The sequence below is a fragment of the Novosphingobium sp. genome (genome assembly GCF_965228995.1).
In the GTDB taxonomy this organism is placed as follows: domain Bacteria; phylum Pseudomonadota; class Alphaproteobacteria; order Sphingomonadales; family Sphingomonadaceae; genus Novosphingobium.
Genome location: NZ_OZ245852.1, coordinates 3,955,994 through 3,978,275, shown reverse-complemented (window position 1 = coordinate 3,978,275; position 22,282 = coordinate 3,955,994). Strand labels below are relative to the sequence as shown.

23 protein-coding genes are annotated in these 22,282 nt (G+C 65.6%); 14 read left to right on the top strand and 9 right to left on the bottom strand.

Features of this window, described 5'->3' with window-relative positions; all coding sequences use genetic code 11:
• Positions 1-34: 34 nt before the first annotated feature.
• A complete protein-coding gene (gene ssb / locus ACO056_RS18170; RefSeq protein WP_421849585.1) occupies positions 35-577 on the top strand; it encodes a single-stranded DNA-binding protein in 543 nt (180 codons plus the stop codon).
• Positions 578-704: 127 nt separating this feature from the next.
• On the opposite strand, the gene ACO056_RS18165 is transcribed toward ssb, so the two are convergent.
• Complete coding sequence (locus ACO056_RS18165) at positions 705-1,451, bottom strand: 7-carboxy-7-deazaguanine synthase QueE (RefSeq protein ID WP_421849582.1); 747 nt, start codon at positions 1,449-1,451, stop codon at positions 705-707.
• Positions 1,448-4,294 carry a valine--tRNA ligase gene (locus ACO056_RS18160; RefSeq protein WP_421849579.1) on the bottom strand — a complete coding sequence of 949 codons (2,847 nt, stop codon included), beginning with the start codon at positions 4,292-4,294 and terminating at the stop codon, positions 1,448-1,450. Before ACO056_RS18160 ends, ACO056_RS18165 begins: the two co-directional genes overlap by 4 nt.
• Before the next feature lie 98 nt (positions 4,295-4,392).
• On the opposite strand from ACO056_RS18160, the gene ACO056_RS18155 reads away from it, so the two are divergent.
• The 4 genes from ACO056_RS18155 to ACO056_RS18140 all read left to right on the top strand — a co-directional run bounded on the left by ACO056_RS18155 (position 4,393) and on the right by ACO056_RS18140 (position 7,909).
• Positions 4,393-5,508 (top strand): MlaE family ABC transporter permease, encoded by a 1,116-nt coding sequence (locus ACO056_RS18155; RefSeq protein WP_421849576.1) that lies wholly within the window; start codon positions 4,393-4,395, stop codon positions 5,506-5,508.
• A gap of 14 nt (positions 5,509-5,522) precedes the next feature.
• The gene (locus tag ACO056_RS18150; RefSeq protein WP_421855584.1) at positions 5,523-6,377 is read left to right on the top strand and encodes an ABC transporter ATP-binding protein; all 855 of its coding nucleotides are present in this window, start codon (positions 5,523-5,525) and stop codon (positions 6,375-6,377) included.
• 9 nt (positions 6,378-6,386) lie between these two features.
• Positions 6,387-7,325 (top strand): MlaD family protein, encoded by a 939-nt coding sequence (locus ACO056_RS18145; protein ID WP_421849573.1) that lies wholly within the window; start codon positions 6,387-6,389, stop codon positions 7,323-7,325.
• Positions 7,326-7,387: 62 nt separating this feature from the next.
• Positions 7,388-7,909 (top strand): ABC-type transport auxiliary lipoprotein family protein, encoded by a 522-nt coding sequence (locus tag ACO056_RS18140; RefSeq protein WP_421849571.1) that lies wholly within the window; start codon positions 7,388-7,390, stop codon positions 7,907-7,909.
• Here the strand turns inward: ACO056_RS18140 and ACO056_RS18135 are convergent.
• From ACO056_RS18135 to ACO056_RS18110, 6 genes are all read right to left on the bottom strand, one after another.
• Entirely contained in the window at positions 7,906-8,601 is a 696-nt protein-coding gene (locus tag ACO056_RS18135; RefSeq protein WP_421849568.1) for an ATP12 family chaperone protein, read from the bottom strand. The two genes, ACO056_RS18140 and ACO056_RS18135, sit on opposite strands and share 4 nt — an antisense overlap.
• Positions 8,598-8,822 carry a hypothetical protein gene (locus tag ACO056_RS18130; protein ID WP_421849565.1) on the bottom strand — a complete coding sequence of 75 codons (225 nt, stop codon included), beginning with the start codon at positions 8,820-8,822 and terminating at the stop codon, positions 8,598-8,600. Before ACO056_RS18130 ends, ACO056_RS18135 begins: the two co-directional genes overlap by 4 nt.
• A gap of 121 nt (positions 8,823-8,943) precedes the next feature.
• On the bottom strand, positions 8,944-9,606 hold the full coding sequence (locus ACO056_RS18125) for an HAD-IA family hydrolase (RefSeq protein ID WP_421849562.1): 663 nt from the start codon (positions 9,604-9,606) through the stop codon (positions 8,944-8,946).
• Positions 9,603-10,217: an FMN-binding negative transcriptional regulator gene (locus tag ACO056_RS18120; protein WP_421849559.1), complete on the bottom strand. Its 615-nt coding sequence runs from the start codon at positions 10,215-10,217 to the stop codon at positions 9,603-9,605. Before ACO056_RS18120 ends, ACO056_RS18125 begins: the two co-directional genes overlap by 4 nt.
• Entirely contained in the window at positions 10,217-11,590 is a 1,374-nt protein-coding gene (locus tag ACO056_RS18115) for an RluA family pseudouridine synthase (protein ID WP_421849556.1), read from the bottom strand. The genes ACO056_RS18120 and ACO056_RS18115 overlap by 1 nt, the downstream gene beginning before the upstream one ends.
• Entirely contained in the window at positions 11,587-12,018 is a 432-nt protein-coding gene (locus tag ACO056_RS18110; RefSeq protein WP_421849553.1) for a CrcB family protein, read from the bottom strand. Before ACO056_RS18110 ends, ACO056_RS18115 begins: the two co-directional genes overlap by 4 nt.
• A gap of 185 nt (positions 12,019-12,203) precedes the next feature.
• On the opposite strand from ACO056_RS18110, the gene rpsU reads away from it, so the two are divergent.
• From rpsU to ACO056_RS18065, 9 genes are all read left to right on the top strand, one after another.
• Positions 12,204-12,410 (top strand): 30S ribosomal protein S21, encoded by a 207-nt coding sequence (gene rpsU / locus ACO056_RS18105; RefSeq protein ID WP_054121618.1) that lies wholly within the window; start codon positions 12,204-12,206, stop codon positions 12,408-12,410.
• A 169-nt stretch (positions 12,411-12,579) separates the two neighbouring features.
• A complete protein-coding gene (locus ACO056_RS18100; RefSeq protein WP_421849551.1) occupies positions 12,580-13,143 on the top strand; it encodes an FKBP-type peptidyl-prolyl cis-trans isomerase in 564 nt (187 codons plus the stop codon).
• 63 nt (positions 13,144-13,206) lie between these two features.
• Positions 13,207-13,509 carry an Asp-tRNA(Asn)/Glu-tRNA(Gln) amidotransferase subunit GatC gene (gene gatC, locus ACO056_RS18095; protein ID WP_421849549.1) on the top strand — a complete coding sequence of 101 codons (303 nt, stop codon included), beginning with the start codon at positions 13,207-13,209 and terminating at the stop codon, positions 13,507-13,509.
• Positions 13,509-14,993: an Asp-tRNA(Asn)/Glu-tRNA(Gln) amidotransferase subunit GatA gene (gene gatA / locus ACO056_RS18090; RefSeq protein ID WP_421849546.1), complete on the top strand. Its 1,485-nt coding sequence runs from the start codon at positions 13,509-13,511 to the stop codon at positions 14,991-14,993. Before gatC ends, gatA begins: the two co-directional genes overlap by 1 nt.
• A gap of 44 nt (positions 14,994-15,037) precedes the next feature.
• Positions 15,038-15,343 (top strand): AbrB/MazE/SpoVT family DNA-binding domain-containing protein, encoded by a 306-nt coding sequence (locus tag ACO056_RS18085; protein ID WP_421849543.1) that lies wholly within the window; start codon positions 15,038-15,040, stop codon positions 15,341-15,343.
• On the top strand, positions 15,340-15,747 hold the full coding sequence (locus ACO056_RS18080) for a type II toxin-antitoxin system VapC family toxin (RefSeq protein WP_421855581.1): 408 nt from the start codon (positions 15,340-15,342) through the stop codon (positions 15,745-15,747). Before ACO056_RS18085 ends, ACO056_RS18080 begins: the two co-directional genes overlap by 4 nt.
• Before the next feature lie 7 nt (positions 15,748-15,754).
• Positions 15,755-17,254 (top strand): Asp-tRNA(Asn)/Glu-tRNA(Gln) amidotransferase subunit GatB, encoded by a 1,500-nt coding sequence (gene gatB, locus ACO056_RS18075; RefSeq protein WP_421849540.1) that lies wholly within the window; start codon positions 15,755-15,757, stop codon positions 17,252-17,254.
• Positions 17,255-17,393: 139 nt separating this feature from the next.
• Positions 17,394-18,020, top strand: a complete 627-nt coding sequence (locus tag ACO056_RS18070; RefSeq protein ID WP_421849537.1) for a hypothetical protein — start codon at positions 17,394-17,396, stop codon at positions 18,018-18,020.
• A complete protein-coding gene (locus ACO056_RS18065; protein WP_421849534.1) occupies positions 18,017-18,934 on the top strand; it encodes a hypothetical protein in 918 nt (305 codons plus the stop codon). Before ACO056_RS18070 ends, ACO056_RS18065 begins: the two co-directional genes overlap by 4 nt.
• Before the next feature lie 36 nt (positions 18,935-18,970).
• On the opposite strand, the gene ACO056_RS18060 is transcribed toward ACO056_RS18065, so the two are convergent.
• A complete protein-coding gene (locus ACO056_RS18060) occupies positions 18,971-21,826 on the bottom strand; it encodes a M16 family metallopeptidase (RefSeq protein ID WP_421849531.1) in 2,856 nt (951 codons plus the stop codon).
• Between the last annotated feature and the right edge of the window lie 456 nt (positions 21,827-22,282).

Below are 22,282 nucleotides of genomic sequence, written 5' to 3'. Positions count from 1 at the left end.
GCCTTGGCCTCACACGGTACAGGATCGCGAATCAATGGCAGGCAGCGTCAACAAGGTCATTCTGATCGGCAATCTCGGGCAGGACCCCGAGGTGAAGAGCTTCCAGAACGGCGGGCGCATCGCCAACTTGCGCATCGCCACCAGCGAACAGTGGAAGGACAAGGCCACCGGTGAGCGCAAGGAGCGCACCGAGTGGCATAGCGTCGTGCTCCAATCGGATGGGCTGGTCGGCGTGGCCGAGCGCTTTCTGAAGAAGGGCAGCAAGGTCTACATCGAAGGCCAGCTGCGCACCCGCAAGTGGCAGGATCAATCGGGCAATGACCGCTACACGACCGAGATTTCGGTCGGCGTCGGCGGTTCGCTGACCATGCTTGACGGTCCGCAGGGCGGTGCAGGCGGTGGCGGCATGGGCGGCGGCGGCGGCCAGCGTTCGGGCGGCGGCTGGAACGAAGGCGGCTCCTCCAGCGGCGGTGGCCGTGCTGGTGGTGCCTCGTCCGGTGGCGGCTGGAATCAGGGTGGCGGCGGTTCGCCCGCGGGCAGCTTCGGCGACGATCTCGACGACGATATTCCGTTCTGAGCCGCGGCTCAGAAGGATTGCAGCCCAATTCCCAAACCGCTCATGCTGAGCTTGTCGAAGCATCACAGCGCTAACGTTGCGCCAGCACCCTTCGACAGGCTCAGGGTGAGCGGGGGAGGGAGGAAAATCAGGTCCCGCGCGTATCCCCGTAAAGGTGGATGTGCAGCCGGTCGGTAAAGCGCCAGCCATGCGTGAGCGCGCCGCCGGCGAGCCACTTCGAACGTTCGCGCAGCACTTCGCTTGAGGTGCCTTCGGGCATCACGAAGAGCCGCTCGGCCGGGATGCGGTAGATTGCCTGCAATTCGGCGACTTCGTTCAGATCATCCTCGCTCGCAATGACGAACTTGAACCAGGCCTTCGGACTCGCTGCCCACTCGCGCATGAGGTCTGGTACGATGGCGAGGGCCTCGGCATTGCCGGAATGCGAGAGCTTCGGGCTGACGTTGAACTGATCGACCAGCTGGGTAATCGCGTGCGGCGGCGGGACGCTGCCGTTGGTCTCGATCTCGACCTCGAGCGTGGGGATCGCCTCCTTGAGCATGGGAATGAGCCGCCCGAGCGCCGGGGCCTGCAGCAGCGGCTCGCCACCGGTAATCACCAGCCGCGTCGGCCGTAGCGCGAGAATGCGCATGGCGACTTCGCGCACTTCGAGCGTGATCTGGTTTTCGCTGCGCTCGAACGTCAGGTCATCCCGGTGCGGGCGAATGTCGCCGGTGAAGCGCCAGGTATACGCCGTGTCGCACCAGCGGCAGGCAAGATTGCAGCGAGAAAGCCGCACGAACACGCAAGGCCGCCCTGCGGAGGGGCCTTCGCCTTGCAGCGAGGGGAAGATTTCCGGTTCCCCGGGCGTGGTGGTGGCGAGCGTCAGGCTCATCCGAGGCGCGCCAGTGCAGCGGCGAGGCGGGTGGCCTCGGCGCTGTGGTGGGCGTGATCGGCACGGGCCTTCTCGACCGCTTCGGGCTTGGCCTTTTCGGCGAAGGCGGGGTTGGACAGGCGGCCTTCGAGCGACCTGGCTTCCTTCTGCGCGGCGGCGAGCGCCTTTTCGAGGCGGGCCTTTTCGGCGGCGATGTCGATCACGCCTTCGAGCGGCACGATAAGGCTCGCATCCCCTGCGCCGATCTGCATGGCAGCGCCCGCCGGGGCCGGGGCGAAGTGGATCGCGCTGAGCCGGGCAAGGCGCTCGATTGAGGCCGGGTTGTTCGCGATCACCGCGCGAGTCGCTGCACTCGGTTCAGGCAGATAGGCTTCAAGCCGCGCGCCGGGGGCAATGCCTAGCTCGTTCTTGGCACCGCGCAAGTTGGAGACCAGCGCGATCAGCCACTCAACCTCGGCCTTCGCCGCCGGATCGACGCCCGCTTGCTGGGCGGGCCACTCCGCCACGATCAGCTCCGCCGAGCGTTCCCCCAGCGCATGCCACAGTTCTTCCGTCACAAACGGCATGAACGGGTGAAGCATCACCAGAATCTGATCGAGCACCCAGCCGGCCACGGCGCGGGTCTCGTCGTCGAAGCTGCCCTTGATCAGTTCGATGTACCAGTCGCAGAACTGGTCCCACACGAAGTGGTAGATCGCATTGGCGGCGGCATCGAAGCGTAGGTCGGCCATGGCCTGATCGAGCGCGGCCACAGTCTCGACCACCTCGCCGATGATCCAGCGGTTGACTGCGCTGGTGGCGGCAGGTGCGGCAACGGTGGTGCTGCCGGTGATCCCGTTCGCCATGCAGAAGCGCGCAGCGTTCCACAGCTTGGTTGCGAAGTTGCGGTAGCCCTCGACCCGGCGCTCATCCATCTTCACGTCGCGGCCCTGGCTTTCCATGGCGCACATGAAGAAGCGCAGCGCATCGGCGCCGTACTTGTCGATCAGCAGCAGCGGATCGACCACATTGCCCTTGGACTTGGACATCTTCTGCCCGTCCGCCGCGCGCACCAGTCCATGCAGATAGAGCCGCTTCCACGGCACCTCTTTCATGAAGTGAATGCCCTGCATCGCCATGCGCGCATCCCAGAAGAACAGGATATCGAAGCCGGAAATGAGCAGGTCGTTGGGGTAGTGCTTGGCGAGCAGGGAACGATGCTTGCCCCCCACACCCGTCTGCCCTGAGCTTGTCGAAGGGTTGTCCTTGCTTTCTGCGGTTTGCGCGAGGCCCGAAGAAAAGGACGGTGCTTCGACAAGCTCAGCATGGACGGGGTTGGGGGAATCGTCCTCCGGCCAGCCGAGCGTGGCGAAAGGCCAAAGCGCGGAGGAGAACCACGTGTCGAGGACGTCCTCATCGCGGGAAAGCGTGACTCCCGCGCCTGCCTTGGACTGCGCTTCTTCCTCGCTCTCGGCGACGTAGCACTGGCCATCCGAGCCATACCAAGCCGGAATCCGATGCCCCCACCACAGCTGGCGGCTCACGCACCAGGGCTGGATGTTCTCCATCCAGTTGAAGAAGGTCTTCTCCCAGGTCTTCGGCACGATCTCGATGGCGCCCGAACGCACCGCTTCCATCGGCGCCACGGCGAGCTTTTCGGCATCGACATACCACTGGTCGGTCAGCCACGGCTCAATCACAACGCCGCCGCGGTCGCCGTAAGGCGTCTGGATCGTGCGGGGCTCGGCGTCGTGCTCGGTCTCAAGGCCTTCCTTGTCCCGCGTCACATGCGGCACAAGGCGGCCGGCTTCCTTCATCCGCTGCACGATCAGCGCGCGCGCATCGAAGCGGTCCATGCCGAGGAACTCGTCCGGCACCAGCCCGTCCGCCGTTTGCACCACGCGCGCTTCGGCATCGAACATGTTGAGCATGTCGCCCGCCTTGATCCCGGCGCGGCGGCCCACTTCGAAGTCGTTGAAATCGTGCCCCGGCGTGATCTTCACCGCGCCCGAACCGAGTTCCGGATCGGCATGTTCGTCGGCCACAATCTGCAAACGCCGCCCGGTCAGCGGCTGCACCACGAACTTCCCGATCACCGCCGTGTAGCGCGGATCATCGGCGTTCACCGCCACCAGCATATCGGCCAGCATCGTCTCGGGCCGCGTCGTCGCGACTTCGATATAGTCCAGCCCGTCCGCGCGCACCGCGCCATCGGCCAGCGGATACCGGAAGCGCCAGAACGAACCCTTGATCTCACGCGTCTCGACCTCGAGGTCCGAGATCGCGGTCTTGAGCTTGGGGTCCCAGTTCACCAGCCGCTTGTCGCGGTAGATCAGGCCCTGATTGTAGAGATCGACGAAGACCTTCACGACCGCCTTGGTGAAGTGCGGGTCCATCGTGAACTGCTCGCGGCTCCAGTCCATCGAGCAGCCGAGCCGGCGCAGCTGGCCCGTGATCGTGCCGCCGCTTTCCGCCTTCCACTCCCACACCTTCTCCACGAACTGTTCGCGCGTGTAGTTGGTGCGCTTGTCCTGCCGCGCTTCCATCTGGCGTTCGACCACCATCTGCGTGGCGATCCCGGCATGGTCGGTGCCGACCACCCACAGTGCGTCCTTGCCGCGCAGGCGTTCGTAGCGGATCACCACGTCCTGCAGCGTGTTGTCGAGAGCGTGGCCGATGTGGAGGCTGCCGGTCACGTTGGGCGGCGGGTTCACAATGGTGAAGGGCGCGGCATCGGGGCGTTCGGGGCGGAACAGGCCGTTCGCCTCCCAGTGGGCATACCACTTGGCCTCGAGCCCGGCAGGCTCGAACGTCTTGGCGAGGGTTCCGGCCTCGCTCGCTTCGGAAATGGTCGTATCGGTCATGATGCGCGGCCTTGCCATCGCTGGGACGGCGCTGCAAGTATTCGCGCTGGCGCGCCGCGCTTGCGGCTGGGGCCGATTTCCCGCATGTAGCCATTACCATGCGGGCATCAGCCGATTTTTCGACCGAGCAGGTCGCCGAAGGGGCGGCTACGCTGGTGTTTTCCGGCCCGATGACCGTTTCCTCGCTCGGCGTAATCGATCAGCGTCTGCGCGCTCTCGAGGGCCCGTTTGCGGCCATCGATCTCAGCCATGCAACGCGGATCGATACCGTGGGCGCCTGGACGGCGTGGAGCCTGTCGCAGCGCCTCGATGCGCCGATCACCGGCGCCTCGCCCGAGGCGGAGCGGCTGATCTCGGCGATCAGCGCGGTGGACGACAACACGTCTCCGGTCGAAGCGCACCGCCTGCCGCTCCTGCTGCGCGTGCCCGATCATGTCGGCCAGGTCATGACCGGGCTTGGGCACGGCATGCTGCTGGTGCTCGGCTTCCTTGGCCAGATCGTGCTGGCTAGCGGTGTGCTGCTGCGCCATCCGAGCCGGTTTCGCATGCGCGCATTGGTGCACCAGATGGAGCTGATGGGGGTCAATGCGCTTGCCATCATCGGCCTCATGAGCTTCCTTGTCGGCATCGTGATCGCGCAGCAGGGCGCTGTGCAGCTCAGGCAGTTCGGCGCCGAGATCTACACGGTGAACCTCGTCGGCCGGCTCTCCTTGCGTGAGCTTGGCATTCTGATGACGGCGATCATGGTCGCGGGCCGCTCCGGTTCGGCATTCGCTGCGCAGCTCGGCACGATGCGGCTGACCGAGGAAATCGACGCGATGCGGACCATCGGCGTCTCCCCGATCGAAGCGCTGGTGATCCCGCGCCTGCTCGCGACGATGCTGATGATGCCGCTGCTTGGCACGTATTCGGCGGTGATCGGGATCATCGGCGGTGCGGCGCTTTCGGCGCTTACGCTGGGGATTCCGTTCTTCACTTTCCTCGCGCGTATTCAGGAAGTGGTGCCGGTCCACGATGTGTGGGTAGGCCTGATCAAGGGCCCGGTGTTCGGCCTGATTGTCGCCACATCGGGCTGCTTTCAGGGGCTGCAGGTGAAGAGCGATGCCGAGGAAGTCGGCACGCGTACGACGGCGGCGGTGGTCATGGCGATCTTCATGGTGATCGTGCTCGACGCGTTTTTCGCGGTGTTCTTCTCGGAAGTGGGCTGGGGATGAGCGACGAAGGACTCATGACCGCCTGCGCGGTGCCGCCCCCGGCAGGGAGCGAGGCCGATCTCTATCCGATCCGCGTCCGCGGCCTCCGCAATGCGTTCGGCGAGCATGTGATTCACGAGAACCTCGATCTCGATGTGCGGCGGGGCGAGATCCTTGGCGTCGTGGGCGGTTCGGGTACCGGCAAATCGGTGCTCATGCGCTCGATCATCGGGCTGCAGATTCCCGAAGCGGGCGAGATCGAAGTGCTCGGCAGCCCGATCACCGATGCGCGCGATGATGATGACATCGATATCCGTTGCCGCTGGGGGATCCTGTTTCAGGGCGGCGCGTTGTTCTCCACGCTTACGGTGGCGGAGAACGTCGAGGTTCCCTTGCGCGAGTTCTATCCCGAGATCACCGACGAGCTGCGCCACGAGATCGCGCGCTACAAGGTGCTGCTCTCCGGCCTGCCCGCAGAGGCGACGAGCAAGTATCCGAGCGAGCTTTCCGGCGGCATGCGAAAGCGCGCCGGGCTCGCCCGCGCGCTGGCGCTCGATCCCGAGCTCCTGTTCCTTGACGAGCCGACCGCCGGTCTCGATCCCATCGGCGCGGCCGGGTTTGACCAGCTGATCCGCAGCCTGCAGCAGACGCTGGGCCTCACCGTGTTCCTCATCACCCACGATCTCGATACGCTTTACGAGATCTGCGACCGGGTGGCTGTGATCGCCGACAAGCGCGTGATCGCAGTGGGCACGATCGCCGAACTGATCGCGACCGACCACCCGTGGATCAAGTCCTACTTCAACGGCCCGCGCGGCCGCGCCGCGATGGCTGCGAATGAGCGTAACGAGCGTGGCGGTGCTCTTGGCACTGCGGATGTTCAGGCATAGGGATAGCCGATGGAAACGCGCGCCAATCATATCTGGGTGGGGATCGTCACCATCCTGCTCATGGCGGGGCTGGCCGCGCTGCTGATCTGGATCGCACGGTTGAGCCAGCACGAGCAGAACGACTACGATATCTTCTTCAAGCAATCGGTCGATGGTGTCGCGAAGGGCTCGGAAGTGTCTTATTCGGGCGTCCCGGTCGGGCAGGTCAAGGAAATCACGCTCTGGGAAAAGGACCCCAGCTTCGTGCGCGTGCGGATCAAGGTCGATCGCAAGGTGCCGATCCTCCAGGGCACCACCGCGAGCCTGCAAGGCAGCTTCACCGGCGTTTCGACGATCCAGCTGGCGGGCGCGGTCAAGGACGCACCACCGATTGATGAGCCGGGGCCGGCTGGTGCGCCGGTGATCCCCACCAAGCGCAGCGGGCTTGGCGAGATCCTGTCTAACGCGCCGCTGCTGCTCGAGCGCCTCGCGACCCTGTCCGAACGGCTGACCATGGTGCTTTCGGATCAGAACCAGAAGGCGTTCGCGAATATTCTCGCGCATACCGACCAGCTGACCGGCAACCTCGCGGGCGCTTCGCCCGAGGTGAAGAAGTCGCTGGCCGAATTGCAGCTGACGCTCAAGCAGGCGACTATCACGCTCGCCACGGTGGACAAGCTGGCAAATTCGACCGACGCTTCGATCAACGATCCCGCGAACGGCCTCGCCAAGCAGCTGCGGACAACGCTCAAGTCTGCGCAGGCAGCGGCTGATTCGCTGCAGGCCACGATGGATGAAGCGAAGCCCGCTGCGAAGCAGTTCAACGACCGCACCTTGCCGGCCTTCGAATCGGCGCTGCGCGATATCGAGGCCACCTCGCGATCGATCCGCACGATGACCGACCAGATCAGCGACCGCGGCATCAGCAGTGTCGTGGGAAGCCCCAAACTGCCGGACTACAAGCCATGAGCGCCCGCATAATCCGAACAATTGCCGCAACGGTTGTCTTGCTCGCTGCGCTGAGTGGCTGCGTGAGCATCGGAGCGAAGCCGCCCGGCACCTTGCTGAGCCTGACGCCGGAAACGGCACCAGCCATCGGCGCCAGCAGCAGCGGCGCACTCGGCGATGCGACCGTGGTCCTCGAACCCGCGGCGGCGGCGCCGGTTTCGGTTCTGCGCATTCCGGTGCAAATCGATGCGGCCAGCGTCGCCTATATCAAGGGGACGCAGTGGGTCGAGCGGCCGAGCCGGGCGTTCCAGCACCTGCTGGCCGAAACGCTGCGCGCGCGGGGCAAGGGACTGGTGGTTGAGGCAGACCGCGGCACCACCGGCACGCGCATCGGTGGCCGCCTGCTGGCGATGGGCTTCGATGTGCCAACCCACTCCGCGGTTGTCCGCTTCGATGCGATGAAGTGGCTACCCGATGGGCGGATCGAGACGCGCCGATTCGAGAGCACCGTGGCGGGTATCGATCCTGATCCTGACGCAATCGGCCCGGCGCTCAACCACGCCGCCAACAAGGTCGCGGCCGAAATCGCCGACTGGGTCGGCTAACCCCGCGCCAGCACGGCAAACCGCGCGGCTGCCGCAAAGGCGGCGTGGCGGCGGGCGCGGCGGACCAGGGCTTCCTCGTCCTTGCCCCAGAGCTCGGCCTGCCAGTCTTCCTCCAGATTGGCGGCTTCCCACAGCGCGTCGATGTCTGCGCCGGGTTCGACTGCCATCAGCCCCAGCACCAGCGAGGCTGCGAGGGAGGCGGTGGTCTTCACCGCAGCCAGCGTGAAGCCATCGCGTAATTCAAGCTCTTCGCGCAGGCGGGCCAGCGTTTCATCGGGCTGCGGGCGGTGCATGATCCCTGCCACGCGCACGAACCGCACGTCCCAGCGCGATTCGGCGGCGGCGAGCACCGGGTCCCACACCGTGCGCTGGCGGATGCCGAGTGCTTCGTCGGGCTCGGCGCGGTAGCACAGCGTATCGGTCTCGGCGTAAGGGATGAGCTCTTCCACCACCGCCGCCTTGCCGGGGACGACCACGTCGATTGCATAGTCGGTCAGATCGCGGAAGACGAAGCGCGCGGGATCGATTTCATCGCCTTGGCCAGACCATTCAGCGGCAAGCGCTTCGGCCAGCGGGGCGCTCGGCACGATCTGGGCGCGTCCGCCGACAGTGCGCAGGGGCCGGCCATCGAGCATGACCCGGAAGCCCGTGCCTTCCGCGGCGACGGTCACGGCCTTGTAGAACCGCTTCACGGACGGCTTTTCCAGCGCCGCGCGAGGAAGAGGGGCGCGACGAAGAAATCGAGCAGGCCCGCGCCGATCAGCACATAGCCCGCCGCTTCGGGCAGACGGTGCAGCCAGCTGATATTGCCCGAGGCGATCAGCACCCCCGCAAAGGCAAGCACTGCGCCCGAGAGCCGGACCAGTTGTAGCACCGCAAAGCGCGCGGCGGCGGGATCAGGAGAATCAGTCACTGCTCGCTCTCAAAAACCAAAACACAGCCGTTCGTGTCGAGCGAAGTCGAGACACCATACGCCGCGCCCTGTGTCTCGACTTCGCTCGACACGAACGGAGGGTTTGTGAGTGATGTGCGGCTCATTCCATGCCCTTCAGCAGCAGGCGCAGTTCGGCGATCGATCCTGCAACCGCTTCCGCCCCGGCTTCGACCAGTTCGCGTGGATGGTGGTAGCCCCAGTCGACACCAATGGCGCGGACCCCGGCGTTGACAGCCATCGCCATGTCGAAGGCCGTATCGCCGATCATTGCAGTCTCGCTCGCCGCTGCGCCGCTTTCGGCGAGGCAGGCCTCGATCATGCTGGGATGCGGCTTGGAAGGGTGACGATCCGCGGTCTGCAGCGTGATGAAGTGCCCGGTGAGGCCATGTGTCTCGAGGCAATGGACCAGGCCGCGGTCGCTCTTGCCGGTGGCGACACCGAGCAGCCAGCCCGCGCCAGCCAGTTCCTCGATCAGCCCGGCAATGCCTTCATAAAGCGGCTCGGCCACCTGGCCCGCCATGCGGCGTTCGCGGAAGGCGTCGCGGTAGAGCTGGGCCAGCATTGCGTGATCATCGCCCGTGCCATCTGGACGCAGGCGGCGCATCGCCTCGGGCAGCGAGAGCCCCACGACGCGGCGGGTGGCGTTGCGATCCGGCGGGGTCAGACCTGCGGCAGCGAAGGCGGCATCCATCGCGGCGCAGATATCGGCCTGGCTATCGACCAGCGTGCCGTCACAATCGAAGATGGCAAGGCGCAAGCTCATGATCCGAGCCTTTCCATCAGAGCCGCGAGGGCGAGCTTGCCTTCGCCTTTGAGCCCCTCGATCAGCCGCGCGCGCTCTTCGGCGGGCTTGTTTTGCGAGAGCTTCACGGTGGGCCGCCAGGCCTCGACCGTCAGTTCGAAGCCGACGATCATGTCCATCATGCGGTCGCGCTTGATCCGGGCCATCTTGTCCATGGTCCAGGGCGTGCCTTCGGCGACGCGCGCTTCGTGGTGAGCGGAGACGTCTTCGAGCAGCGCATGGAGGCCTTCGCGGTCCATGCGGCGGATCGGCCCTTCCATTTCGAGCGCGAGGTAGTTCCACGTCGGCACCTGATCGGGATCGCAGTACCAGCGTGCCGAGATATAGCCGTCCGGCCCGTTGACCACCGCGAGCGCCCGCGCACCATCGAGATGGCGGGTAAGCGCATTGCCGAGCGCGAGGTGGAAGCGCAGCGTGCTCGCCTCGGTCAGGAGCAGCGGCACATGAGCGACGCGCGGGCCATCGGGCGTGGTGAGGAACACCATGCCGAAGCCGGCTTCCGCGATCAGCGCGGAAAACAGCGCGCGCTCATCGATTTTGGCATCGGTGCGGAAAGCGGGATTCGGGTGCATCAGCCTCTCGGACTACGGCGCGGCGCCCCGCTGGTTGGACCTTTGGGCCTCCCGCCACCTGAAGTGCCGCCGCCGGTCTTGCCTGCCGCCGGCGCGCGGCGCACCGGCTTGCCGCCGTTGGCGCTGCGTTCCGCCGCATTGCGTTCGGCAGAGGCGCGGCCTGCCGATGCGCGCGCGAGCGCGGTGCCGGTGGGAGCCTTGCTTCCCGGGCCCTTCTTGACGCCTGCGCGCGGCTTGGGTGCGGTGCGGCCGCTTGGCGGGGCATCGGCGCGCTTGCGGCGCTCCCCGCGGCGTTCCTTGCGGTATTCCTTGGCATGGGCCTTGGCCGCGCGCTTCTCGATCACTTTGTCCGGCACCAGCTTGACCGGCTCCAGCGGCAATTCGCCATCAGCTTCATCGAAGCCCAGCTGCGCCATGCTGGCCGCAAAATGCTCGGGCAGCGGCGCCGTCACGTCGAGCAGATCGCCTTCGGGATGTTCGATGCGCAAACGGCGCGCATGGAGATGCATCTTGCGGCTGATCGAACCGGTCAGGAATGCGGCCTGCCCGCCATACTTGCCGTCGCCGACGATGGGATGGCCGATCGCCGCCATATGCACGCGCAGCTGGTGGGTGCGCCCCGTGAGCGGCTGCAGCTCGACCCAGCAGGCCGAATTGCCCGCGCGTCCGATCACCCGGTAGCGGGTGCGGGCGGACTGGCCTTGCTCGCTTTCGTCGACCATCATCTTCTCGCCGCCGGTGCCCGGCTGCTTGGCGAGTGGAAGCTCGATCAGGCCGTCCTTGATATCGGGCACGCCGGTGATCAGCGCCCAGTAGATCTTGCGCGCGGTGCGTCCCGAAAAGCGCTTCGAGAAGAACGCAGCGCTGCCCGGGGTGCGCGCGATCAGCAGGACGCCCGAGGTATCCTTGTCGAGCCGGTGAACTAGGCGCGGCCGCGGGCCCTTTTCCTCGGCATAAGCATCGAGCAGGCCATCGACATGTTCGTGCGTGCCGCTGCCGCCCTGTGTGGCAAGCCCGGGCGGCTTGTTGAGCACGATCGCGGCGCGGTCCTGCGTGAGGATCATGCTTTCAGCGAGAGCGATCTGTTCCTCGGTCAGTGGCTGCTTCGGCCGCGTGCCCTTGATCCCGGCCGGCGCGCTGCCACCCGGCGGCACGCGCAGGACCTGGCCCTTTTCGAGCCGCGTATCGACATCGGCGCGCTTGCCATCAACGCGCAGCTGCCCGGTGCGCGCCCAGCGCGAGACGGTGGCAAAGCCAACCGCAGGCAAATTGCGCTTGAACCAGCGGTCGAGCCGAACACCGTCGTCATCCTTGACGACAGTGAACTGGCGGACGTCGTCCGGATTGCCACCTCCGTTCGCAGCCCCGCTCATGCCGTCACCCGCATCAGCCAGAGGCCGCCGAACAGGGCGGCAAAGCCCGCAAGCAGCGATACCGCGACATAGCTGGCGGCAAGCCCCAGTGCACCGCGCTCTACGAAGAGCGCGAACTCCAGCGCGAAGGAGGAAAACGTGGTGTAGCCGCCGAGCACGCCGACACCCAGCAGCAGGCGCCAATGTTCGCCGCCCCCACCTGAACTCGCGCCATGCCGCGCCAGCCAGCCCACAAGGAGCCCCATCGCAGCGCTACCCAGCACGTTCACGGTGAGTGTGGCCCAGGGGAAGGCGCTGGCCGAAACCGGGCCGAGAGCGGCAAGAAACAGGCGGCCAGTTTGATAGCGCAGCCACGCGCCGAGCGCGCCGCCAGCGGCGACAGCAAGGCCGGGCGGAACCGTGGCAAGCAGAGGCGGGGTGGATGTCATCGGGCAAGCCCCTAACGCAGGCGGGCGCCAATTGCACGAGATTGCTTGCCTTGCGGGGGCGCTTTTGGTAGCGGGCGCCGCGTGAGAGCCGATCCGTTCGGATTCGGCGCGTTTTCTATTTCTGCCATTTTAGGTGACTCCCGCGTGGGCGGGCTCTCGCCATCAGCATTGAGGTGTAGCGGTTTATGCAGATTCTCGTTCGCGACAACAATGTCGACCAGGCCCTTCGCGCGCTCAAGAAGAAGCTGCAGCGTGAGGGCGTGTATCGCGAGATGAAGCTGCGCCGTCACTTTGAAAAGCCCTCGGAAAAGCGCGCCCGTGAAAAGGCTGCTGCTGTCCGCCGCGCCCGCAAGATGGAGCGCAAGCGGCTTGAGCGCGACGGCGGCAAGTAAGCTGCTTCAAGGGCCGGGTGATCCCGGTCCTTAGCCTCTTGCGAACAGGGTCCGGCTGGGCCAAGAGGGCGCCGTAATCGCGGCGCCCTTTCGCTTGTCCGGCATGTGCTGTTCCGGCGTTCGGGCTTGAGATGGGAGCCGTCCCGCCGGCTCCGCAAAAGGGGAAGACATGTCGGAAATCACCCGCGTTCCGCTCCAGCCGGTCGGCAAGGGATCGCTCACCCGCATCTGGATCGGCGTGATTCTCGCGCTGCTGATCGGCGCGACCGCCGCCTGGGCCGTGCGCTATCAGGGACTCGTCGTCGAAACCGTCACGGCGGGCTCCGGTCCGTCGCCGAAGCCGGGTGATGTCGTGCTCGTCAACTATGTCGGCCACCTCACCAGCGGCAAGGAATTCGACAAGGGCTCGCAAGTGGCGATGCCGGTCGAAGGCGTGATCCCGGGGTTCAGCCAGGGACTGCAGAAGATGCAGCGCAAGGGCAAGTACAAGCTGATCATTCCCGCCGCGCTCGCCTATGGCGCGCAGGAGCAGAAGAACCCCACCACGGGTGAGGTTGCCATTCCGGCGAACAGCGATCTCACGTTCGATGTCGAGCTGCTTGATTTCAAGAGCGCGGCCGAGATCGAGCAACTCCGCCAGATGCGCCAGCAGATGCAGCAGCAACTGGGCGGCGCGCCCGGCGGCGGCCCCGTTGGCAATGGCGGCGCTGAAAGCCTGCCGCAGCAGCCCTGATATCCGTTCCCGGCTGATTGGCGCCCGCGCGCCAGTCGGCCCCAGTCCTAGCGAAAGAACGTCATGTCCGTAGACACCGCCACGGTGGCCAGGATCGCCTCGCTGGCCCGCATCAAGGTGACCGATGAAGAGATCGCGGCGATGGTGCCCGAACTCAATGGCATCCTCGCCTGGGTTGAACAGCTCGGCGAAGTGAACGTGGAAGGGATCGCGCCGATGACTGCGGTGATCCCGAACCAGCAGCGCCTGCGGGATGACGTGGTGAACGCCGATCCGCTGACCGGCGGCGACGTGCAGGACAAGGTGCTGTCCAACGCGCCCGCTGGCGAACATGGCTTCTTCGGCGTGCCCAAGGTGATCGAATAATGACCAGTCTCACCGACCTTGGCGTTGCCGCAATCCGCGACGGCGTGGCGAAGGGCGATTTCACCGCGACGGAAGTCGCAGGTGCCTTCAACACCGTCGTTGCCGAAGCGCAGGACGCGCTCAACGCCTTCATCACGCTGACGCCCGAGAAGGCGCTCGAAGCCGCCGCCGTCGTCGATGCGGACCGCGCTGCGGGGAAGCCGCTCGGCAAGATGGCCGGTGTGCCGATCGGCATGAAGGACCTCTTCGCGACCACGGGCACCAAGACGACCGCCGCTTCGAACATCCTCGGCAATTTCGTGCCGCCTTACGAATCGACCGTCAGCCAGAAGCTGTGGGATGCCGGCGCGGGCATGCTCGGCAAGCTCAACCTCGATCAGTTCGCGATGGGCTCCTCGAACGAGACGAGCGCGTTCGGCAATGTGGTCTCGCCGTGGCGGCGCGAAGGCAGCGACGCGCAGCTGGCTCCCGGCGGCTCCTCGGGCGGGTCCTCCGCCGCCGTCTCCGCGCGCATCGCCCCTGCCGCGACAGGCACCGACACCGGCGGCTCGATCCGCCAGCCCGCCTCGTTCACCGGCATTTCGGGCATCAAGCCGACCTATGGCCGCTGCTCGCGCTGGGGGATCGTGGCGTTTGCATCCAGTCTAGATCAGGCCGGCCCGATGGCGCGCGATGTGCGCGATTGCGCGATCATGCTGGAAGCGATGGCCGGCTTCGATCCCAAGGATTCGACCAGTCTCGATATGCCGGTGCCGGACTGGGAAGCCAATCTGAACGCCGACCTGCGCGGCAAGAAAGTCGGCATCCCGCGCGAATACCGCATGGACGGGATGGACGCCGATGTTTCCCGCGTCTGGGACGAAGGCATCGCCTGGCTCAAGGACGCAGGCGCCGAGATCGTCGACATCAACCTCGCGCACACCAAGTACGCGCTGCCCGCCTACTACATCATCGCCCCTGCTGAAGCTTCTTCCAACCTCGCGCGGTATGACGGCGTGCGCTACGGCCTGCGCGATCTGCCGCAGGGCGCCGGGCTGCAGGACATGTATGCCGCCACCCGCGCTGCCGGGTTCGGCGCGGAAGTGAAGCGCCGCATCCTGATCGGCACCTACGTGCTCTCGGCGGGCTTCTACGACGCCTACTACACGCAGGCGCAGAAGGTCCGTACCTTGATCAGCCGCGATTTCATGGACGCGTTCCAGAGCGTCGACGTGATCCTCGCCCCCACCGCGCCGACCGCCGCGTTCGGCCTCGGCGAGATGGTGAGCGATCCGCTGGCGATGTACCTCAACGACGTGTTCGCCGTGCCCGCCTCGCTGGCCGGCCTGCCCGCGATGTCTGTGCCTGCGGGCCTCGACCGGCAGGGCCTGCCGCTGGGGCTCCAGCTGATCGGCCGTCCGTTCGACGAGCAGGGCGTGCTCGATGCGGGCCTCGCGATCGAAGCCCGTGCGGAGTTCACCGCGCGTCCGACTAAATGGTGGTAGGAAGAGGGAGGTGGTGTTACCTAAGGTAACACAGGAGAGCCACGATGAACGCGCATAGCAGGATCGAGCAGGAAACGCTGGTCAACATGACCAGCAAGGGTCAGGTTCTGATCCCGAAAGCTTTGCGTGATCGAGCCGGATTGAAGGCGGGCCAACCCGTGCGCGTGGGCACCAATGACCGGGGTGAGACAGTGATCCTGCCGGTGGAAGGTGCTACGCCAGAAACGCCTGAGCAGCGCCAGGACCGCGTGCTTGCGGCGATCGATGCGCTGGCTGGAAAATACCCCAATCCTGATGGCATGACGACGGATGAGTACATGCGGGAAATACGGGGCGATTGGCAGCCGTGATTCTTGTGGATTCGAATGTGCTCATCGATTTGTTTGATCGTGATCCTGATTGGTTCGAGTGGTCGAAGTCTCAAATTGCCCGCAGTGCGCTGGGTGCGAATCTAGCCGTAAACCCGGTCGTTATCAGTGAGGTGGCAACGGGCTTTGAAAGCCTTGAGCGCTTCAATGCTGTTCTGGCTGCTTTACTGATAGGTTTCGAGCCGCTTGATGCAGCATCGGGGTATCTGGCAGGCCGCGCCTTTCAAGCCTATCGCGCTCGTAGAGGTTCCGACACGCCCAAGCTGCCGCTGCCCGATTTCCTTATTGGTGGCCATGCACAAGCGCTTGGTGCAGCCATTCTCACCCGTGATGCCCGTTTCTATCGCAGCTATTTTCCAAGCGTGCCGTTGATAACGCCGGAGTAATCTGATCGTGACCGAATCCACTTATCGTATCCAGGGCGCAACCGGGGAATGGGAGGTCGTCATCGGCCTCGAAGTTCATGCGCAGATCAGCACGCAGGCGAAGCTCTTTTCGGGCGCCGCCACCGCGTTCGGCGCGGAGCCCAACACGCAGGTCAGCCTTGTTGACGCTGCAATGCCGGGCATGCTGCCTGTGCCCAACCGCGAATGCATCCGTCAGGCGGTGCGCACCGGCCTTGCTGTGGGCGCGCAGATCAACAAGTGGTCGCGCTTTGATCGCAAGAACTACTTCTACGCGGATCTGCCGCAGGGCTACCAGATCAGCCAGCTTTACCACCCCATCGTGGGCGAGGGCGCGATCGAGGTGCAGCTCGATGACAAGAACCCCGAGAGCACCAAGACCATCGGGATCGAGCGCATCCATGTGGAGCAGGATGCGGGCAAGCTGATGCACGATCAGCACCCGACGATGTCCTACGTCGATCTCAACCGTTCGGGCGTCGCGCTGATGGAAATCGTCAGCCGGCCGGACATGCGCTCGCCGGCCGAAGCGGGGGCCTATCTCGCCAAGCTGCGCACGATCCTGCGCTATGTCGGCTCGTGCGATGGCAACATGGACCAGGGCTCGATGCGCGCGGACGTGAATGTCTCGGTGCGCAAGCCCGGCGAACCGTTCGGCACGCGGACCGAGACGAAGAACGTCAATTCGGTGCGCTTCGTGATGGCGGTGGTCGAGCAGGAGGCCAAGCGTCAGGTCGGTGTGCTTGAGGATGGTGGCAAGATTGTGCAGGAAACCCGGCTCTACGATCCGGACCGCAACGAGACGCGCTCGATGCGCAGCAAGGAAGATGCGCACGATTACCGCTACTTCCCCGATCCCGATCTGCTGCCGATCGAGCTTGACGACGCGTTCCTCGAGGAATGCCGCGCGAGCCTGCCCGAACTGCCCGATGCCAAGCGCCACCGCTACGAGACGGTGCTGGGCCTTTCCGCCTACAACGCCGGCGTGCTGACCGCCGAGGTTGAAACCTCGCGCTGGTTCGAGGCGCTGCTTGCCGCGAGCGCGGAAAAGCAAGGCAAGCCGGAGAGCGAGGTTGCCAAGCAGGCGGCCAACTGGCTGACCTCCGAACTGTTCGGCGCGCTGGGCAAGGTGGGCAAGAGCCTGCTCGAGAGCCCCGTCAGCCCCGAAGCGGGCGGCGAACTGCTGGCACTTGTCGGCAAGGGCACGATCTCGGGCAGCGCCGCCAAGCAGGTGCTCGAACTCATGCTCGAAACCGGCGACGCCCCCGCTGTGATCGTCGAGCGCGAAGGCCTGACGCAGACATCGGACACCGGCGCGATCGAGGCCGCGGTCGATGCCGTGCTCGCCGCGAATGCCGACAAGGTCTCCCAGTACAAGGGCGGCAAGGAAGCGCTGTTCGGCTTCTTCGTCGGCCAGACGATGAAGGCAATGCAGGGCAAGGGCAATCCGGGGCTGGTGAACGAGGTACTGAAGGCGAAGCTGGGCTGAGCGGGGGGCCTGGCAAGCCGGGCCCGGCGTTCTCCCCGGCAAGATGCGAATTCGTCTTCCAAACGGGCGAACGATGTGCTGCTATTCCCTCAATCAATGGGGGCTAGCCTTGTTTCGAAATCATGCTTTGACGGCCGTGTTGGCCGCCATCTTTGTGTCTGCGCCGGTTTCGGTGCAGCAGGCAGCGGCGCAGGAAGCCGCACCGGTACAGCTTGCGAATCCGGCTGTGGCCGCCGCTCCAGCAGCGCCGACGGCAGCCACTTCGGAGGCCACCATCCCTTCGCCTGAGGGGCTGGTGATGCCCAAGCTCGATTTCACCCCGACGCCGGAAATCGAGCAGGATTACGACAAGTACTTCTATTTCCACCGGGCCAACACAACGTTCGCCGAAGCCTATGTCGACATCCATGAATGCGATGCGCTGGCGAGCGGAAGCAGCATTTACTACGATAGCACGGCCGGAAATGCTGCCGCCTTTGCCAACTACGGCGTGTTGACCGGCGCGATCGGCAGCGCCATCGGCAGTGTTGTCGCCGATGCGATCTTCGGCTCTGCCGCGCGGCGGGCGCAGCGACGGGTGAACCTGCGCAACTGCATGCATTTCAAGGAGTACCAGCGCTACGGCCTGAGCCGCGACTTGTGGACCGAGTTCAACTTCGAGGAAGGTATGGGCCGCAAGAAGGAAGACCGGCGCAACGATGCGCTGGCGCTGCAGGCGCTGGTCGCCTCCGGCCCGACCCCGACGACGAAGGAGCTGGGGCTGTGAGGATCGTGCGTAATCTGATCGCGGTGGCGCTTGCCGCAACCTGCCTCACCGCAACCGCGCTGCGCGCCGAGCCGGTCGAGGAGAAGAACGTCGTTTCCGGCAAGGTGAAGTTCGATCCCGCCAGGGGCTATATCTTTGTCAGCGGGCCCAGTCGCTGGTGGGGCACGTTCCTGCGTGTGCCCGATGACACGACCCGTGCGGACTGGGAGAAGGACCGGCAGAAGGCATTCCAGAAAGCGCTCAAGTCCTATCGTTCCGAATATGCGCAATGGCTGGCAAACAAGGCGCAACTGGAAGAGCACAAGATGAAAGTGCCCGATGCGCCGGTTGAGCCAAAGCTGGAAGCCTTCCAGTTCGATCCGATCGAGCTGCGCGATTCTGTCGGGTTCGGTCCGCAGTTCGTCTACGCCAAGGGCGAAACCGTGAGCTACATGACGGCGGTCAAGCCCGGGACCTACATCTGGTATGGCGCAGTCCTTGGCGGCGGCGGTGTTCCGGCTGGGGGCACGTGCCTGTGCATGGGGACGGTGCATTTCGAAGTGAAGGCCGGTGCGATCACCGACCTTGGCAATTGGCTGCTCACCGCTCCGCGTATCGATCAGGACATGGACTACGAACGGCTCATGCAGAAGGAAGCCAACGAGAAGCGCGTGGCCGCAGGCAAGGAAGCACGCCTGCCGCTTGTGCTCGGTGAGACCAAGTACGGCCTGCCTGCCACTCTGAAGGACTGGCCGCACGAGCAGGCCGAGTTCCACGCGCACGGCAAGCTCAACAACCTCTACGGTATCTTCATCTCGCGGCTATCGCCGGTTCCCGGCGTGCTGGGGTATCACCGCGATACCGTCGTGGACTTGCGCACCGGGCAGGAGATCGAAAGCCCAACGCTGGTGAGCCGGGCCAAGATCAAGCAGTGAGCGGTGAGGGGCCTTTGGCGGGCTCTCACCCAACCCTCACTCCGCCTTCATCACCTCCACCGGCAAGCCCAGTCCATCGAGCTGCGGTTTGACCTTGGCGGCATCGCCGACAACCACCCAGACCACCTTGGACGGGTCGATTGCCTTGCGCGCTGCAGCGTCCAGATCGGCCGGGGTCATCGTGCGGTAGCGCGCGGGGAGCGTGGCGTAGTAGTTGTCCGGCCGCTTGTAAGTCTCGATCTTGGCGACGCCGTCGAGCACCGCGCCCGAGGTTTCGAACGCGCCCGGAAGTTCGCGTGCGCTGCCCTGGGTTGCGAGGGCGGCTTCTTCGGAGGTGGTGCCCTTGGGGCCGAGGTAACGCGTCATCTCGCCGCGCAGTTCGGTGATCGAGGGGCCGGTCTGGTCGGTCTGGACGGGCGCGTAGATCATGAACAGCAGCCGGTCGGCACGGTCGTTGACCAGGCTGGCGACGCCGTAGGACCAGCCCTTGGTTTCGCGCAGGTTGGTGTTCATGCGGCTGAGGAAATCACCGCCGAGCACATCGTTGGCGGTGCGCAAGGTGACGGTATCGTCGGTGCCCTTGGCGGGGATCACTTCGCCGCCGAGGATCATCGATTGCGGTGAACCCGGCCGGTCGATCAGGACGATGCGCGGGGCGGGCGCGGGGATCGGGGCGGAGAAGTCCTTGACCGGCGGGGCCATGCGGTTCGAGGGCCAGTTGCCGAAGCTCTTCTCGAGCAGCGGAACGACAGCGGCGAGCGTGGTATCGCCCACGACATAGATCGTCGCGCGGTCCGGCCGCAGCCAGCGGGCGTGGAACGCGGCGAGGTCAGCGCGTGTCAGCTTACTGACCACGTCCGGCTCGCCCGTGCCGCTGGGGGCATAGCCATAGGGATGCGCCGGGCCGTAGATCGCGGGATAGAGCACCCGGCTGGCCAGCGCATAGGGATCGGTGCGCTCGGACTGGATCGTACTGAGCTGCTGGTTGCGCACGCGTTCGAGCTCCGCCGGGTCGAGCGCCGGGTGGCGCACGTAATCAGCAAGGAGATCGAGCGAGGGGGCCAGATTGGGCACCAGCGCGTTGAGTTCGAAAGCGGTCGAATCCGGCATCCCCATGCCGTTGATCGAGGCGCCCAGCGTTTCCTTGGCGCGGGCAAGCGCGGAGGAATCGAGGCTGGTCGTGCCCTCGTTCATCAGGCGCACCAGCAGTGCGGTCGTGCCGCGCGCATCTCTCGGATCGGCGGCGTAGCCCGCATCGAACGAGACGCGCACCGAAACCACCGGCACCGCGCTGCGGCGGGCGAACACGACCTTGATGCCGTTCTTGAGGCTGGTCCGTTCGATGGCGGGGAAATCGAGCGTGGGGACATTGCCGGCGGGCGGGATCTTGCTGCGATCGGCATCGGTGCTGCTTGCGGTGAGGCCGACAGGGGCCGCCGGAGCCGCAACAGCAGGCGGCAAGGCCGGATCGCCGCCGCGCGCTTCGCCGCCGCCAGTGCGGTCCCCGGGGGTGACGGTGAGCGCAAAGACCGGGCGCTTCAGCCACCGCGCCAGCGCATCGCGCACGGCAGCCGGGGTCAGCTTTGCCGCTGCTTCGAGTTCCGTGCGGTAGTGGGCCGGATCGCCCGAGAAGATCAACCCTTCGGCGAGCGTCGAGGCCTTGCCGCCGCCGCCCACGGATTCGAGCGAGCGGATCTCGCTGGCGGCGAATGTGGTCGCGGCGCGGGCGAGTTCGTCAGCGGTGGGGCCTTCGGTCATCAGACGCGTGAGCTGTGCATCGAGCGCGGCGCCGACCTTGGCCGGGTCGGTACCCGGCTTGACGTCGGCCTCCATCACGAACTGGCCGCCCTGCGCGAACACGTCGGCGTGCGCGGAGGCTGAAACGGCGGTCTGCGCGCCGCGCACCAGCGCATCATCGAGCCGCGAACTGGCAAGTCCGCCGAGGATCAGGCCGCCGACCTGAAGCGGAAGGTAGTCCGGGTTGTCGAGCCCGGGGATGGCCCACATGCGGTAGACTCGGGTGGTGGCGACGCGGTCCTGCACAGTGCGGGCGACAGGCGCGGGCAAGGTCGGCACCGGGACGCTGACCGGCTGGACGACGGGACCGGCGGGAATGGCGCCGAACCACTTCTCCACTTTCGCCTTCGCAGTGGCGAGATCGATATCGCCCGCCAGCACCAGCACCGCGTTGTTCGGGCCGTAGTGATCGCGGAACCAGCCCTTCACATCGGCCAGGCTGGCGCTGTCGAGATCGGCCATCGAGCCGATGGTGGTGTGGTGGTAGGGGTTCCCGGCGGGGTAAAGCGTTTCGTACTCTTCGTATTCGATGAGGCCGAAGGGGGCATTATCGCCCTGGCGCTTCTCGTTCTGGACGACGGCCCGCTGGTTATCGAGCTTCTCCTGTGTGACCGCGCCGAGCAGGTGGCCCATGCGGTCGCTTTCGAGCATCAGTGCGCGGTCCAGCGCGGCGGTCGGGATCGTCTCGTAGTAGTTGGTCCGGTCGAACCAGGTCGTGCCGTTGGCGTCGGTCGCGCCGACTTCCTTGAGCGGGGTGAAGAAGTCGTTCGGCGCGTTTTCCGAGCCGTTGAACATCAGGTGTTCGAAGAGGTGGGCAAAGCCGGTTTTGCCGCGCGGTTCGTTCTTGGAGCCGACTTTGTACCAGACCGACACCGCGACGACCGGAGCCTTGCGATCGGTATGGACGAGGACGGTGAGGCCGTTGGGGAGCGTGAAGCGCTCGTAGGGAATGTCCACCGCCTTGACGAGATCGGCCACCGGCGCCGCCGTGATCTGCGGAGCGGCAGGATCGGCGGCGAGTGCGGGCACGGCGGCCAGCAGGACCGGGAGCGCGAGAAGAGAAGCCATCAGCGAACGGGACAGCGAACGGGGCATGGTGATCCTGCGGCTGGCGCGGCGTGCCGGACGGCAGCTGCGCTGAGGGGAGTGGTCGCTCTGTTTCAGAGCATGGGACGGCTGAACAGAAGCTAAATCGATTCGGGCGGCCGCTTGCCCTGATGGGCGTGGCTGCGGCGACCAAGTTGACACAGTTGACACTGTCCTGAGGAATAATTGCAATCGATCAGTAGAAGGCTTTTGATCGGCCAGGTCGATCAAGGGCCAGGGCAGGGCTGTGCAGACTGACGTCATACGTTCGAGCATAGCGGCAAAGCCGCGTGTAGGACAATCAGTGCCCGACGAACGCCATCTGGTCATCGACAGGTGTGCGCTGGTTGGCGCGGGCTGATACCCATCAGGACAGCGTCATTTCCGGGTCTTTACGTCACGTTGCGGGCCGACCTGGCCGGGCGTGGACGGAATTTTGATCCATGTCCTTGTGTGGCCGAAATG

Bases quoted from the DNA above. Each gene is read 5' to 3' on its own strand.
- ACO056_RS18060 (WP_421849531.1), bottom strand. From the start codon at position 21,826: ATGCCCCGTTCGCTGTCCCGTTCGCTGATGGCTTCTCTTCTCGCGCTC.
- ACO056_RS18115 (WP_421849556.1), bottom strand. From the start codon at position 11,590: ATGAGCGGGGCTGCGAACGGAGGTGGCAATCCGGACGACGTCCGCCAG.
- gatC (WP_421849549.1), top strand. From the start codon at position 13,207: ATGTCCGTAGACACCGCCACGGTGGCCAGGATCGCCTCGCTGGCCCGC.
- ACO056_RS18155 (WP_421849576.1), top strand. From the start codon at position 4,393: ATGCGGGCATCAGCCGATTTTTCGACCGAGCAGGTCGCCGAAGGGGCG.
- ACO056_RS18165 (WP_421849582.1), bottom strand. From the start codon at position 1,451: ATGAGCCTGACGCTCGCCACCACCACGCCCGGGGAACCGGAAATCTTC.
- gatA (WP_421849546.1), top strand. From the start codon at position 13,509: ATGACCAGTCTCACCGACCTTGGCGTTGCCGCAATCCGCGACGGCGTG.
- ACO056_RS18100 (WP_421849551.1), top strand. From the start codon at position 12,580: ATGTCGGAAATCACCCGCGTTCCGCTCCAGCCGGTCGGCAAGGGATCG.
- ACO056_RS18085 (WP_421849543.1), top strand. From the start codon at position 15,038: ATGAACGCGCATAGCAGGATCGAGCAGGAAACGCTGGTCAACATGACC.
- ssb (WP_421849585.1), top strand. From the start codon at position 35: ATGGCAGGCAGCGTCAACAAGGTCATTCTGATCGGCAATCTCGGGCAG.
- ACO056_RS18160 (WP_421849579.1), bottom strand. From the start codon at position 4,294: ATGACCGATACGACCATTTCCGAAGCGAGCGAGGCCGGAACCCTCGCC.
- ACO056_RS18150 (WP_421855584.1), top strand. From the start codon at position 5,523: ATGACCGCCTGCGCGGTGCCGCCCCCGGCAGGGAGCGAGGCCGATCTC.
- ACO056_RS18145 (WP_421849573.1), top strand. From the start codon at position 6,387: ATGGAAACGCGCGCCAATCATATCTGGGTGGGGATCGTCACCATCCTG.
- ACO056_RS18110 (WP_421849553.1), bottom strand. From the start codon at position 12,018: ATGACATCCACCCCGCCTCTGCTTGCCACGGTTCCGCCCGGCCTTGCT.
- ACO056_RS18120 (WP_421849559.1), bottom strand. From the start codon at position 10,217: ATGCACCCGAATCCCGCTTTCCGCACCGATGCCAAAATCGATGAGCGC.
- ACO056_RS18125 (WP_421849562.1), bottom strand. From the start codon at position 9,606: ATGAGCTTGCGCCTTGCCATCTTCGATTGTGACGGCACGCTGGTCGAT.
- rpsU (WP_054121618.1), top strand. From the start codon at position 12,204: ATGCAGATTCTCGTTCGCGACAACAATGTCGACCAGGCCCTTCGCGCG.